Origin of the sequence: Paenibacillus sp. S28, assembly GCF_016624415.1 — a bacterium.
Classification (GTDB): Bacteria; Bacillota; Bacilli; order Paenibacillales; family Paenibacillaceae; genus Paenibacillus_AQ; species Paenibacillus_AQ favisporus.
In genome coordinates, this window is sequence record NZ_JACVTM010000002.1 from 685,843 (window position 1) to 700,270 (window position 14,428).

At 54.0% G+C, this 14,428-nt stretch carries 11 protein-coding genes; 9 read left to right on the top strand and 2 right to left on the bottom strand.

Features of this window, described 5'->3' with window-relative positions:
- Nucleotides 1–290: 290 nt before the first annotated feature.
- Nucleotides 291–1,502 carry a pyridoxal phosphate-dependent aminotransferase gene (locus IAE55_RS07715; protein WP_200631557.1) on the bottom strand — a complete coding sequence of 404 codons (1,212 nt, stop codon included), beginning with the start codon at nt 1,500–1,502 and terminating at the stop codon, nt 291–293.
- Between the two features lie 176 nt (nt 1,503–1,678).
- Here IAE55_RS07715 and IAE55_RS07720 point away from each other — a divergent pair, with 176 nt between their 5' ends.
- The gene (locus IAE55_RS07720) at nt 1,679–2,497 is read left to right on the top strand and encodes a carbon-nitrogen family hydrolase (protein ID WP_200631558.1); all 819 of its coding nucleotides are present in this window, start codon (nt 1,679–1,681) and stop codon (nt 2,495–2,497) included.
- Between the two features lie 79 nt (nt 2,498–2,576).
- On the opposite strand, the gene IAE55_RS07725 is transcribed toward IAE55_RS07720, so the two are convergent.
- Entirely contained in the window at nt 2,577–3,488 is a 912-nt protein-coding gene (locus IAE55_RS07725; protein WP_200631559.1) for a LysR family transcriptional regulator, read from the bottom strand.
- Nucleotides 3,489–3,692: 204 nt separating this feature from the next.
- Between IAE55_RS07725 and leuC the strand changes: the two genes are divergently transcribed.
- From leuC to nth, 8 genes are all read left to right on the top strand, one after another.
- Nucleotides 3,693–5,117 carry a 3-isopropylmalate dehydratase large subunit gene (gene leuC / locus IAE55_RS07730; protein WP_116229744.1) on the top strand — a complete coding sequence of 475 codons (1,425 nt, stop codon included), beginning with the start codon at nt 3,693–3,695 and terminating at the stop codon, nt 5,115–5,117.
- Nucleotides 5,118–5,131: 14 nt separating this feature from the next.
- A complete protein-coding gene (gene leuD, locus IAE55_RS07735; protein WP_105442141.1) occupies nt 5,132–5,734 on the top strand; it encodes a 3-isopropylmalate dehydratase small subunit in 603 nt (200 codons plus the stop codon).
- A 298-nt stretch (nt 5,735–6,032) separates the two neighbouring features.
- Nucleotides 6,033–7,535 (top strand): N-acetylmuramoyl-L-alanine amidase, encoded by a 1,503-nt coding sequence (locus IAE55_RS07740; protein ID WP_200631560.1) that lies wholly within the window; start codon nt 6,033–6,035, stop codon nt 7,533–7,535.
- Between the two features lie 28 nt (nt 7,536–7,563).
- Nucleotides 7,564–8,241 carry a GerMN domain-containing protein gene (locus IAE55_RS07745; RefSeq protein ID WP_234489344.1) on the top strand — a complete coding sequence of 226 codons (678 nt, stop codon included), beginning with the start codon at nt 7,564–7,566 and terminating at the stop codon, nt 8,239–8,241.
- 280 nt (nt 8,242–8,521) lie between these two features.
- Nucleotides 8,522–9,967, top strand: coding sequence for an N-acetylmuramoyl-L-alanine amidase family protein (locus tag IAE55_RS07750; RefSeq protein ID WP_200631562.1), 1,446 nt, complete (start codon nt 8,522–8,524; stop codon nt 9,965–9,967).
- 31 nt (nt 9,968–9,998) lie between these two features.
- Complete coding sequence (locus IAE55_RS07755) at nt 9,999–10,706, top strand: GerMN domain-containing protein (RefSeq protein WP_200631564.1); 708 nt, start codon at nt 9,999–10,001, stop codon at nt 10,704–10,706.
- A 191-nt stretch (nt 10,707–10,897) separates the two neighbouring features.
- Complete coding sequence (locus IAE55_RS07760) at nt 10,898–13,633, top strand: S-layer homology domain-containing protein (RefSeq protein WP_145158559.1); 2,736 nt, start codon at nt 10,898–10,900, stop codon at nt 13,631–13,633.
- 89 nt (nt 13,634–13,722) lie between these two features.
- Entirely contained in the window at nt 13,723–14,397 is a 675-nt protein-coding gene (nth, locus tag IAE55_RS07765) for an endonuclease III (protein WP_145158561.1), read from the top strand.
- Nucleotides 14,398–14,428: the final 31 nt, after the last annotated feature.

The following is a 14,428-nucleotide window of genomic DNA, read 5'->3' on the forward strand; positions in this document are numbered from 1 at the left end:
AGGACGAAAGTTTATACTTCCGCGGTACCACCTTTATTGATGATTGGATCATCCGGCTTTGGGCCCTGTAACAGAAGGCACTGTCCTGCACACAGGCAGGCCGCTCAGGGGTAGGTTTCGGAAGGGCTCGCGGTAAATTCTTTCAGCCGGTGGAATTTACTCTCTGGGCGCGAGTGGCCGTTCTTACTGGTCCCGTCAACGCGTTTCATTATGTTTCTATATATGCTTCCTTTGGTTCATCCGCTTTATTTTCACCTAGAATACCACGAAGCGGCGGTCTTTGCAAAAGGTTATACGAACAGATTCAGCCGTCCGATCCGCTCGGCAGCTTCCTGCAGCCTCTCCTCGGAGGTCAGCAGCCCGACCCGGACGTAGCCTTCGCCATGCCGGCCGAAACCGATGCCGGGAGCAACGGCCACCTTGGCTTCATTCAGCAGGAGGTCGGCAAACGACTCCGATGTAAAGCCATTGGGCACCGGCAGCCAGCTGAAGAAGGAACCGCCCGGCTTCTCCGCCGTCCAGCCGATGCGGCCGAGACCGTCGAAAAAGGCGTTGCGCCGCGATTCATATCGCTGCACGAGCTCCTGTACGCAGTCCTGGGAGGAGGTGAGCGCCGCAGCGGCCGCGGCTTGGATGCCGCCGAACAGGCTGACGTAGATATGATCCTGCAGGTTGTTGATGAGCGTAATCACGTCCCTGTTGCCCAGCGCAAATCCGACGCGCCAGCCAGCCATGTTGTACGTTTTGGACAGGGTGTAAAATTCGATGCCAACTTCCTTGGCGCCCGGTGCCTGCAGGAAGCTGACGGGGCGCTCGCCGTCAAAGCCGATGGCGCCGTAAGCGAAGTCGCTTGCGACGACGATGCCGTTCTCTCTGGCGAAGCGGACCGTGTCCTCATAGAAGCTTAGCGGGGCGACGGCCGATGTTGGATTGTTCGGATAATTCAGGAACATCAGCTTGGCGCGTGCCCGGTCCGCCGGGTTGATCCGGCTGTAATCCGGCAGGAAGGCGTTGTCCGCCAGCAGCGGCATAAACGACATTTCGGCTTTGGCCAGCGCTACGCCGGACCAGTAATCGGGGTATCCCGGATCCGGAACGAGGCACAGATCGCCGGGATTGAGCAAAATCTGCGGAAGCTGCACCAGTCCCGTTTTGCCGCCGAACAAAATGGCGACCTCTTTCTCAGGGTCAAGCTCCACGCCATAATCCTCGAGATAGCGCTTCGCGATCGCTTCCTTTAAAAAGGCAAAGCCGGTAAACGGCGAATATTTATGATAGAGCGGGTTGGCTGCCGCCTCTTGCAGCGCGGACACGATGTGTCCCGGCGTCGGTGTATCGGGATTGCCTTGCCCCAGATTGATGACGTCATGCCCAGCGGCGATTTCCCGGTTCACCTTCTGCACGAGGGTAGCGAAAAACTGGGTCGGCAGCTGGGTCATCACTTCGGCGGGTACGATGGGAAAAGCGGATGTCGGACGTGCGTTGTCCTCTGATGAATGCATATCAAATCACTCCGGTCTGGACTCGAGAATAATATGTTTAAATCTATCACGATTTATCCGGGCTGTATAGAGGGAAATGACTGCTTGCACGCGGAATGGGCAGCGACTATGATGGTATACAAATGAGATTTTGCGGATCAAGCCGTTCGCGCCATGATCCAGGGGAGGAACCAATCATGCCTTTAAATGAACGCGCGGTGCTGCGAGCCGCTTTAATACAGGCCGATATTCAAATCGGCCAGCCGGAGGCGAACCGCCTCCATATGGAAGACCTGCTGGAACGGGCGGTGTCAGCGGAGCCGAAGCCGGAACTGCTGGTGCTGCCCGAAATGTGGAATACCGGTTACGCGCTGGAGCAGATCCAGGAGCTCGCCGATCCGGATGGCAGGGAGAGCCGGGAATGGTTATCGGCTTTTGCCAAGCGGCACGGGGTGACGATCGTTGGCGGCTCCATCGCGGAGAAGAAGGACGGCGGCATCTACAACACGATGTACGTTTTTAACGAACAAGGGGACACAACGGCCCAATATTCCAAGATTCACCTGTTCCGGCTGATGGACGAGGAGAAGCATCTTGAGGCCGGCGATGAAATCGTCAGCTTTGCATTGCGTGAGGGCTTTCAGGCCGGCGCTTCGATCTGCTACGACATCCGTTTTCCGGAGCTGGCCCGCACCCAGGCGCTGAACGGCGTAAAGGTGCTGATCGTGCCTGCCGAATGGCCGCATCCCCGCCAGCACCATTGGCGCACGCTGCTGATGGCCCGGGCGATCGAGAACCAGATGTATGTCATCGCCTGCAACCGCGTCGGGGTGAGCGGAAGCACCGAGTTCTTCGGCCATTCGCTCATCATCGACCCCTGGGGCGAGATTGTGGCTGAGGGCGGCGAAGGCGAAGAGATCGTGACCGGTGACCTCGATCTTGGGCTGGTCGATGAAGTGAGGAGCCGGATTCCGGTGTTCGAGGACCGCCGCCCCGATATTTACCGTAAACCGTAACCTCAAACCTCAATCTTCAAACCGGAAACCGCACATGAAAAAAAGGTCCGGGCTCTCCGCCCGGGCCTTTACACGTTTTTTAGACCAGATCATTCAGCGTATCCTTGAACGTTTCGATAAAAGCCTCCGCCGCTTTGGACAAATACCGTCCGCGCCGGTATGCGACCACAAGTGTACGGCTAGGCACCGGCTCGGCAAGTGGAAGGTATACCGGCACGAATTCGCTTCGCGGCGCCCGCGCGATAAACCGCGGCACCAGCGTGATGCCCATGCCCGTGGCGACGAGCGACTGGATCGTCTCCATGTTGTTGCTCTCAAAGACAACCTTGGGCTCGAAACCGGCCTGCTGGCACAGGTCAAAGGTTATTTTGCGGAAGCCCTGTCCCTTTTTGAGCACGATAAACGATTCCCCGCTCAGCTCATCGATCCGGACCGGAATCGGCTTCCCGGCTTTGGCTCTGGCAGCGAGCGGATGCGATTCTGGTACGGCGAGGTCGATCTTTTCTTCGCCGATCACTTCGTATGTCAGCGAAGGCTCCTGCAGCGGCAGGGAGAGCAGGCTGAGGTCAGATTTGCCTCCCGCCGTAAGCTTCTCCAGGTTCATGGAGGAGTCCTCCAGCAGGGTGATTTCGATGTTCGGGTACTGGCGTTTGAATGTTGGAAGCACATGCGGAAGCAAGTGTGCGCCTGTAATCGGCATGCTGCCGATGACCACCTTGCCGCTCTTCAGCTGGGAGATATCAGCCATTTCCTGGCGCAGCAGCTCCACTGCGTCCATAATTTTTTGGGCCTGCTCCATAAAGGAAGCCCCGGCATGCGTCAGTTCTACTGTGCTTGTATTGCGCTGGAACAGCAGCACCCCGAGCTCTTTCTCCAGCTTGGACAGCTGTTGGCTCAAGGAGGGTTGGGCGATATGCAGCTTCTCGGCGGCTCGGGAGAAATTTCGCTCTTGGGCGATTTGGAGTGCGTATTGCAGCTGTCTAAGTTCCATGAGACACCTTCCTTTGCTTTCTATAAAGTAGCGGATAAAACACGCTTTTCTTGATAGTTAATTCCTATTACTTTTATAGATATTATATCTTGGATCAATTAAGCTGCAAATGCTATATTTAGTGTAATTCAAGAGGCTGCCGGGCTGAATCGACTTCTGTCAGGCGTCTCTTCCAAGGAACGAAACCATGAAGAGGTGACAGTGATGAGTAAAAGAACGATGTTTGAGAAAATCTGGGATAACCACGTGATTCATCAGGAAGAAGGCAAGCCGAGCATTTTGTACATCGATTTGCACCTCGTCCACGAGGTAACGTCCCCGCAAGCCTTCGAGGGCCTGCGCCTGAGCGGCCGCAAGGTACGCCGTCCGGAGCTGACGTTCGCAACGATGGACCATAACGTACCGACGAAGGACCGTTTTAACATTACAGACCCGATCTCCAAGCAGCAGATCGACACGCTGTCGCAGAACTGCCGCGACTTCGGCGTCACACTCTTTGATCTGGATACGATTGATCAAGGGGTCGTGCACGTTATGGGGCCGGAACTCGGTTTGACCCATCCGGGCAAAACGATCGTCTGCGGCGACAGCCACACTTCGACTCACGGCGCATTCGGCGCTCTGGCGTTCGGGATCGGCACAAGCGAAGTGGAACACGTGCTGGCTACCCAATGCTTGCAGCAGGCCAAAGCGAAGACGATGGAAGTGCGCTTCGTCGGCAAGCGCAATCCCGGCGTAACGGCGAAAGACATGATCCTCGGCGTCATTGCCAAGTATGGCACGGATTTTGCTACAGGTTATGTTATTGAGTACACGGGCGAAGCGATCCGTGAGCTGTCGATGGAAGAGCGCATGACCGTCTGCAACATGTCGATCGAAGGCGGTGCGAGAGCGGGCATGATCGCTCCGGATGAAACGACATTCGAATACTTGCGCGGACGCCAATACGTGCCGCAAGGAAGCGACTTTGACCAAGCGGTGGAGCAGTGGAAGCAGCTCGTCACCGACGAAGGCGCAGCATACGACCGCGTTGTGGAGTTTGACGTGGAAACCCTGATCCCGCAAGTGACCTGGGGAACGAGCCCGGGTATGGGTACGGACATTACGTCTCGCGTGCCGGTGCCGGCGGAACTGCCGACCGAAAACGAACGCAAAGCAGCTGAAAAAGCGATTGAATATATGGGCCTGACGCCGGGAACGCCGATGTCGGAAATCGAAATCGACTACGTGTTTATCGGTTCCTGCACCAACGGCCGGATCGAGGACCTGCGCGCTGCGGCCCAGGTAGCCAAGGGGCACAAGGTGTCCGACCGGGTAACGGCGATCGTCGTTCCGGGTTCGGGACGCGTTAAGATCCAGGCAGAGAAGGAAGGACTGGACAAAATTTTCACCGAAGCGGGCTTCGAATGGCGTGATGCCGGATGCAGCATGTGCCTGGCGATGAACCCGGACGTTCTCCAGCCGGGACAGCGCTGCGCATCGACGTCCAACCGGAACTTCGAAGGCCGTCAAGGCCGCGGCGGACGCACGCACCTCGTGTCTCCGGCAATGGCTGCAGCAGCAGCGATCAAGGGTCGGTTCACGGATGTCCGTGATTGGAACTTCAAAACGGAAGCGGTCAGCAGCTAAGGAGGAGAATAAACATGGAAGCTTTTACGAAATTAACAGGTCTCGTCGCTCCGGTGGACCGGGTGAACGTGGATACGGATGCCATCATTCCTAAACAATTTTTGAAGCGGATCGAACGCACCGGTTTCGGACAATTTCTGTTCTATGAATGGAGATTCGATGAGCAGGGCAACGACATCCCGCAGTTTTCGCTGAACCAGCCGCGCTATAAAGGCGCTTCGATTCTGATCTCCAGAGCGAACTTCGGCTGCGGTTCTTCCCGTGAGCATGCGCCATGGGCGATCATGGATTACGGGTTCAGATGCGTCATCGCGCCATCGTTCGCAGACATTTTCTACAACAACTGCTTTAAGAACGGCATTCTGCCGATTAAACTGTCGGAAGAGCAGGTGGAAGACCTGTTCCAGCGTACGGCAGCAAATGAAGGCTACGAGCTGAACGTTGACCTGGAAAACAAAACGATCACGGATGCCCAAGGTCTGCGTATCGATTTCGACCTGGATGAGCACCGCCGTCAGTTCCTGCTGCAAGGCCTGGACGATATCGGCCTGACCCTTCAGCATGAAGATGCCATCTCCGCCTATGAGCAAAAGCACGCGGATCGCTTGTTCGCGTAACTTATCCAGCCGGATGGGCACTGCCCTTCATTATAAGCTCCCATGCTCCGATAAGGAGTGTGGGGGCTTTTTTGCTGGGCGCTGGAGTATACCCGAGGAGCCGAAGGAGGAGTTAAGGGAGGTCGATATTTGGATAAATCGGGAAAGAAAACAGGTAAAAATTTGTAAAATCAAGCAGGAATATAAGATTAGCACACAGAAATTGTTACAGGTCAAATTCCGTTAATGTTTTTTTCATACATACATTCTGCGGCTTGTCACGAGCTGCAGCAAAAAATCAGTTTGTCAGAGGTGGAACATGAAGAAATTCGGCTTTTTACTGTTTTTATTGATGTTCGCCTTTATTGTCGGCGCCCAGGCGCCGTCGGTATCGGCGGCAAGCGGCACTGAGATCGTGCTGGACGGGAAACAACTGGACATGCCTGCGGACGCAGGGGTAGTCAACGTGAACGGGAGCATTATGGTTCCCTTCCGCGTGGTCGGTGAAAATCTTGGATTTGCTGTAGATTGGGAGCAGAAGTCGCAGAAGGTCACGATTCAGAAAGGCAGCACCAAGATGCTGCTTGTCGTGAAGCAGAAATCGGCAACCGTGAACGGCAAAAAGGTGAGCTTGGATCAGCCGCCGCTCCTGCAGAAGGGCAGCGTCGTTGTGCCGATCCGGTTCGTGAGCGAACAGATGGGGCTTGCGGTCAGTTGGGATGGCGTCAACAAAACTGTGTATCTGTCGACGGATGGATCGAATCCGTCGGGAGCCGATCCGGGAACAGGAGCAGGCAGTGGAGGCACGATACCGGTTCCTGATACGGGGAGCGGCAATTCGGAAGGCACCGCTCCGTCAGGCGGTTCTGAAGGATCCGGCGTGACCGGCCAGGAGGGGACTGCCGAGCTGACTGGCATCAGTTTTAGCGACAACCGCCTGATGATCGCTACCTCCGGCAATGGGAATGTGGTCCCGAAAGTGTTTACGATGAAAAATCCGGACCGCATCGTCGTGGATCTGCCGCAGACCGAATTCTCAGGAGCACTGGGCGAGACACTCCCCTTGAGCGCCGACGCTCAAGGGAAGCTGGACGTCAGCGGGTATCCTGACGTTTCCGGGATCCGGTATTCGTTATTCAGCAGCAGTCCGTCCACCGTTCGGATCGTGATTGATTTGAACTATGCCAAAAACTATGCCGCATACCCGGATCCGTCCGGAAACGGGATGTTTATCGTCGATTTGAATTTAGCTTCAGAGACGCCGTCGGTTCCGGTCGGGGGCAGCGGGAAGAAGGTCGTCGTGATCGACGCCGGGCACGGTGCCAAGGATCCCGGGACGATCGGCTATTCGAAAACGAAGGAGAAGGACTTCAACTTGGCGGTTGCCCTAAAGGTCGGACAGCTTCTCGGGAGCGAGCCGAATATCGATTTTGTTCTGACGAGAAGCGATGACACTTTCCTCGAGTTGAAGGACCGTGTTAAAATAGCCAACGATCTGAATGCCGACGTATTTGTATCCATCCATGCGAACAGCGCGGGCTCGTCTGCGGCGAGCGGCAGCGAAACCTATTATCAGCGTGATGCAAGCAAATCGCTGGCGAACGTGCTGCACAAGTATTTGGTTCAGGCTACCGGCCTGGCGGACCGGGGAGTGAAATACGGCAACTTCCACGTCATTCGGGAAACCAAAATGCCGGCTGTTCTCCTGGAGGTTGGTTATCTGAGCAATCCGAAGGATGAGGCAACCTTGTTCTCCGAAAACGTTCAGCAGTCGGTCGCGCAGGGGATCGTGAACGGCATTAAGGAATATTTGGGATTATAGAATTCGGAACTTGGCTGAAAGGAGTGTTATGGTGAATAAAAAAATATGGTGCGCAGTTCTTCTGTCCGCCGTGATGATTGTGGGAGCAGGCTGCGGTCAGAAAGCGAAGACGGCTCCTCCTCCGCCAGCGAGCGCTTCCGAACCGAGCTCACTTCAAGCGGACGAGAGCACATCGCCGCCGGTTACGGAAGGTACTGCTCCGGATGACAGCACGGCAGGTAGCAATTCGGGCAATGACAGCAGTGGAGGGACCAGGGAAACCAAGGGTGAATCAACCGGTGAGGCAGCTAAGGATCAACCCAGCTTTCAGAAATTGACCATTGATGTATATTACACCGACCCGCAGGAAATGGAGCTGAAGAAAGCCCGGAAGGAGATCAGCTACCAGGTTCCTCTTGAGAAATACGTTGAGGCGTTCAAAGCGCTTCAAGACAGCGGCAGCACCGACCTCGTTCCGCTGTGGGGTAAAATCGAATTGACCAAAATGTCGCTGGACACAGATACGGGACTCCTGCATATGGATATTCATATCCCGGACGAAGCCCGGCTGGGATCGGGCGGGGAACAATTTGCCCTCGACTCGCTCAAGCAAACGATGTTTCAATTCGACGAAATCAAAGCGATCGACATCCTCGTCGACGGCCAAGCCGTGGAGAGTCTGATGGGCCACATGGATCTCGACCATCCGATCAAGAGAGGCGAGTAGATCATCGTTTCAATCATAACGAACAAGCATGCCGATTCCTATTGGGAGTCGGCATGCTTTTTTGCGGAAACCATGCTTTTCAGCAGGGGTGTTTGAATCGATAATACATAAAATCCCGGTTTTGTCCATCCAAAGTCATAGTAAAACTTTTGCATATAGAGGAATATATTCGCAACTTTTCAAGGGGGCTCGCGTCTAATAAATGTCTGGTGATGTCGAAGATGCCGAAGCCGAAACGTCAAAAAGCAGTTGAAAAATTTGAGAATGGTAGGGGTGAATAATGAAGAAGTTTGGTTTTTTGTTTGCGTTTATATTTGTCTTCATTTTGGCGTTTCCTCATAATGGACAGGCTGCGGCAGGGAGCACAAAGATTTTTTTGAATGACAATGAGCTGAAGCTAACAGGTAATGCAGTGGTTGAAAATGTGAAGGGTAATACGATGATCCCATTTCGTGTGGTCGGAGAGAGTCTGGGATTTGAAGTCGCATGGGAGCAGAAGACCGGCACGGTAACCATACAAAAGGACTCGACAGTCATAAAGCTTGTTGTTAATCAAAAGAATGCTACGGTTAACGGCAGTAAGGTTGCACTTAATATCGCGCCGATTCTGCGCACCGACACGGTCATCGTCCCGCTTCGCTTTGTGAGTGAGCAAATGGGACTGACCGTCAGCTGGGATAATGTGAAGAAAGTGGTATATTTAATTACCCCGGATTCGAATTCCGGAAACAGCGGAAATGCCGGCACCGGTGCAGGCAACGGCGGGACAACCGTACCCGGCAACGGCAGCGGCGATAACGACAGTAGCGTCGGGCTCGTCAATGGACTCAGCTTCAGCGACAACCGGCTGCTGATCGCAACCAGCGGGTCGGTTAAAGCCAGCAGTTTTAAAATGACCGGTCCCGATCGGGTCGTCATCGATCTGACGAACGCGAAATTTTCGGATCAATTCAGCGGTTCTTCTCCGCTGGACAGCAATTATAACGGCTCAATCAACGTCAGCGGCTATCCGGATGTATCCAAGGTCCGTTACTCGCTGTATAACGATAATCCTTCCACGGTACGCGTGGTCATTGATCTGAATTATGCAAAAAATTATAAGCTGACCAATGAAAACGGGATGTATATCATCGACTTGAACACATCAGACAGCGGCACTCCTTCCACTCCAGTTGGCGGAGGCGGCAAAAAAATCGTCGTCATTGATGCAGGCCATGGCGATCAGGATCCTGGCGCATCAGGCGTTTCCGGCAAAAAAGAAAAAGCGTTTAACTTGGCGGTTGCCCTCAAAGTAGGGGCTCTGCTCAAAAATGATCCAAACATCGATGTCGTTCTTACCCGCAGCGACGATACGTTCCTTGAACTGAGCGAACGGGTAAAGATCGCCAACGATTTGAAGGCGGATGTGTTTATTTCCATTCATGCGAACAGTGCAGGCTCCTCTGTGGCAACAGGAAGTGAAACCTATTATCAGCGGGATGCCAGCAAGGCGCTGGCCAACGTGATGCATAAGTACCTGGTACAAGCCACCGGGCTGAAGGACCGCGGCGTTCGCTACGGTAATTTCCACGTCATTCGCGAAACGAAGATGCCGGCCGTGCTGCTGGAAGTCGGCTATCTGAGCAACAAAAACGACGAGGCCGCCCTTTTCTCGGAAAGCTTCCAGCAGCGGGTTGCCAAAGGCATCGTCAGTGGTATTAAAGAGTATTTGGGTGTGAAATCATGATGAGTCGCAGGAACAAGGAGGCGGGAAGTCAATGAATAAAAAAGTTTGGTGTGCAGGGGTTCTGGCTCTGGCGTTGGTTGCTTTGGCAGGCTGCGGCCAGAAGCCGACCGCCGCACCAGATCAGCAGCAGGAGACGGCCTCCGATCAGCAGGTGACTGGAAGCGGCGGAGATACGGCAGCCGGAGAAACGGGAACCGAAGGCAATAACGGTGCCGTTACTTCCGACAGCGGGCAGGACCAAGGTTCAGACCAAGGTCAGGCCTCATCCGGTTCGCAAGGGCAAGGACAGGGTCAAGAGGCGACTGGCCAGGGCCAATCCACGTCCACGCAAACGACGAATTCGAACCAAAAAAGCTTGAATATCGATGTCTATTATACAGATCCTGAGGAACTGGATTTGCACAAAGCCCAGAAGGAAATCAACTTCAGCAGCGATGATGAAAAGTATAAGAAGGCGTTCGAAGCGCTGCAGGCCAGCGACAAATCGGACCTGGTCCCTCTCTGGGGCAAGGTGGAACTTAAATCGCTGAGCATGAAGGACGGTCAGCTTACCATCGACATTCATCTGCCGGATGAAGCTCGTCTCGGTGCAGGGGGAGAGCAGTTCGCCCTCGACGCGCTCGACAACACGTTGTTTCAGTTTGACGAAGTGAAGTCGATCGAGCTGCTGGTTGACGGCGCCAAGGTGGAAAGCCTGATGGGGCATGTCGATTTGGAGCATCCGATGACAAGACACTGATTTTTTTGGGGAAATTCAGGAAATATAGCAGGAGCTCGGCTCCTGGATGTCGAATTATATACAGCTAGAGCATGGCTGATAGTAACGAACTAAAGTTGGAGCGTTGCGCATCCTTTGTGGGAGCTATGATTCCCGGGGAACGGGCGACTCCGCTTTAGTTCTTTCTATTTATTTCAGAGAGGGGCACTATCATGGTTCAGAAACGCAGCAATCATTCCTTACCTTCTAAAAAAGTCGTCTCCGCCGTCCTGGTCGGTATGATGGCATTAAGCTCGGGCACAGCCGTATTCGCGGATACCCCGGCGACGACCGGAGCGAGCGTAACAGCAGCTTCCGTCGGCCAGTTCAGTGACGTCAAGAGCGGATTCTGGGCTGAGAAGCATATATACAAGCTTGCTGCCCAAGGCATCATCCTCGGCGATAAAGGGCTGTTCCGTCCAAACGATTATGTGACTCAGCAGGAAGCCGTTACGATGGCGATCCGTTTTGCCGGGCTTCAGAACAAGCTGAGCACGGACACGGCCGTTGCGCTGCCGGAGAATGTCGTCGTAAATAATTATTTCAAGCCATACGTTGCACTCGCTTTCCAGCAAAGCATGCTGAACAAGGCGTCCGAAAGCGCGGCCACCGGTCAAAAGGGAACCTGGGGCGAGCGGAAGGCGAGCCGGGAGTGGATCACCGAAGTGCTGGTCCGCGCTCTGGGCAAGGAAAGCCAAGCTTCCGCCGCAGCCTCGAAGGCCACGACGTTTGCCGATAACGGCAAAATTTCCGCTTCAAAACGCGGCTTTGTGAACGTTGCGCTGGAGCTGGGCTTGACGAACGGTGTGGATGGTAACCGCTTTGATCCGCAAGGTTCGGTTACGCGTGCCCAGCTGGCGACCTTTTTCAGCCGGGCCGAAGCCTACAACAACATTAAGTACGACAACTCCGCCGAAGGCATCATCACCGGGCTGAGCGATAATAAGCTTGATTTGTATGTAGACGGCAGTGTGAAGAGCTACGCCCTTGATGCGTCAACCGGATATTTTACAAAGGATTCGGAAACGAAGATTGCCTTTACGGAACTGAAGCCGTACACCAAAGTGATGGTCATCGGCAGCGGGACGAAGGCAGGGTATGTGGAAGTGACGGATCCAACCGTTCAGCTGGAAAGTACGGAAGGAACGTTCCAGAAGCTGTCTCCGGGGAACATTCTCTGGATCGAAACGAACAGCACGTTCCAGCAGTTTACATATGATGCGGGCACGACGTTCCTGGATCAGAACGGTGCGAAGATCGATCCTTCCGTCATCGCGGTCGGCAGCAAGGTATCGGTATCTCGTGAAACGTTCAGCTCCGCCAAGAAAACGGTCATCGTTCAAGTGAAATCGGGGATCGTGAACAAGACGGGCACCGGAACGCTGCAGAGCATCGATACGGCCACCAAGTCGCTCGTCATCAAAAATGACGCGGGCAATCTCGAGAGCTACACTTGGGATGCCAACTCGTTCTTCAGTTACCAGAATGAGATTCTGTCTCCGTCTGAACTGAAAGCGGGCTCGACCATTAATTACACGATCAGGAACAACGTTATTCAATCCATTGAATTAAAACAGGGAGTAGAGCGTACGATTCGCGGCTCCTTGTATGAGGTTGGAGCAAACGGCTCGACCATCACCTACAAGCGGGACGGCGGAGCACTTGAAGTGAAGCTTCTTGCCAGCAAGCCGGAAATCGTCATCAGCGGCATCAGCGCACCGCTTCTTAGCGATTTGATCGCGGATTCCACCGCTGGCGACCAGGTGCAAATTACGCTGAATCCTGACGAGCAGGTAACCAAAATCGAAGTGCTGAACCGCCAGATGGAGCAAAAACGCGGAGCCTCGGTCGTGTCCTATGAACCGAAGACGAAGCTGCTCACGCTGATGGATGCCAACAAAAAACCGTTCGTTGTGACGCTCGACGATAAAACCAAACTGGTGTACAACACGGCCAATCCGACGCTGTCCGGCATCGAATCGCTGCTGACGACCGGCCGTAAAGTGAACGTCAGCTATCTGACGAACCGGGCGCTGTCGCTTGAGGTCATCTACCAGTACGACGGCAAGGTAACCGCGATCGATACGGCTGCCAAGAAGATGACTGTGGTCACCCCTGGCGGGGAAACACTTGTGCTGCCATACAGTAATCCGGCCGTACAGGCATACGGCAAGAGCAACGCGTCGCTGTCCGACGTAAAGATCGGCAGTGACGTCGCCCTCGTACTGAATGCGACGCAGGATGCCATTTCGTCCATTCTATTGAAATCGACGGTTCAATTTGAAGTCGTGGACATGAACTATACCAGCAGCCGAATTACGGTGAAGAAGGATGGCGTGACGAGCCAGTTCTATCTGGACAAAGCAGCACTGACAGGAGATAACGGACAGGCGGTGGAGCTGGCGGATATTCGTGCCGGACAGATCCTCAACGTGACGTTTAACGGAACAAACGCGGCTGCAGCACAAATCGTGAAGCTGACGACGGGCCAAATCACGGCGGTGGATTCTTCTGCGGCATCACCAAGCATTACGGTGAAGGATTATGCCGGCACGACGGAAACGTTCAAGCTGGGAACCGGGTCGAAAATCGTCAATGACGCCGGCAGCGCTCTGAGCCTGGGGAACCTGGCTGCGGGCAACCGTGTCGAAGTCCGCAAGGACGAAAGCGGCAATGCCGTGGTCAAGGTGCTGAACGTAACGACCCAGACCTACTGGAAATATGACAGTTATGCGAAGGAAATATATGTGAAACGGCAAAATGTCAATGATGCCAACCTATACACGCTTTCGCCTGGCGCATATATTCACCAAGGTGACACGATATTGACCGTGCAATCCCTGAAAGAAAATGATACTATTGTATTGTATTTAAACAATGGAACGATTGTAGAAATACAGAAACAATAGTATGCTTTGGGAATGGTCATAAGATACACCGTCTTGATGCGGGGTTCTTACCCGCGTCAGGACGTTTTTTTTTGCAGGAGGTACTTCGCATGAAGGCTGAAACCGTTCGCTATATTTTGGACACGATCGGAGCGATGTTCCCTGACGCGCATTGTGAATTAAACCACAGCAATGCGTTCGAGCTGACGATCGCGGTTCTGTTGTCCGCCCAGTGTACGGACGAAACGGTAAACAAGGTAACCAAGGATCTTTTTCAAAAGTATAAAACGCCTGAGGATTATGTTTCGGTTCCCTTGGAGGAGCTCGAACAGGATATCCGCCGGATCGGCCTGTACCGGAACAAAGCAAAGCACATCCACAACCTGTGCCGCATTCTGATTGAACAGTACGGCGGAGAGGTTCCACGAGAACATGACAAGCTGGTACAGCTTCCCGGCGTAGGACGCAAGACGGCCAATGTGGTGGTGTCGAATGCATTTGACGTTCCGGCGATTGCGGTGGATACGCACGTCGAGCGGGTATCCAAGCGGCTTGCTCTGGCGGGCTGGAAGGACTCCGTGCTCGAAGTGGAGAAAAAGCTGATGAAGCGGGTGCCCAAGGAAGAGTGGACGATCACGCACCACAGGCTCATCTTCTTCGGCCGGTATCACTGCAAGGCACAGAATCCGAAATGTCAGATATGTCCGCTGCTCGATGTGTGCCGTGAAGGAAAAAAACGTATGAAGACGTCCCAAATCAGAAAAGATAAGGAACATACAGGATAGGAAGAACAAAGATGGAGAAGGATGGGATTTA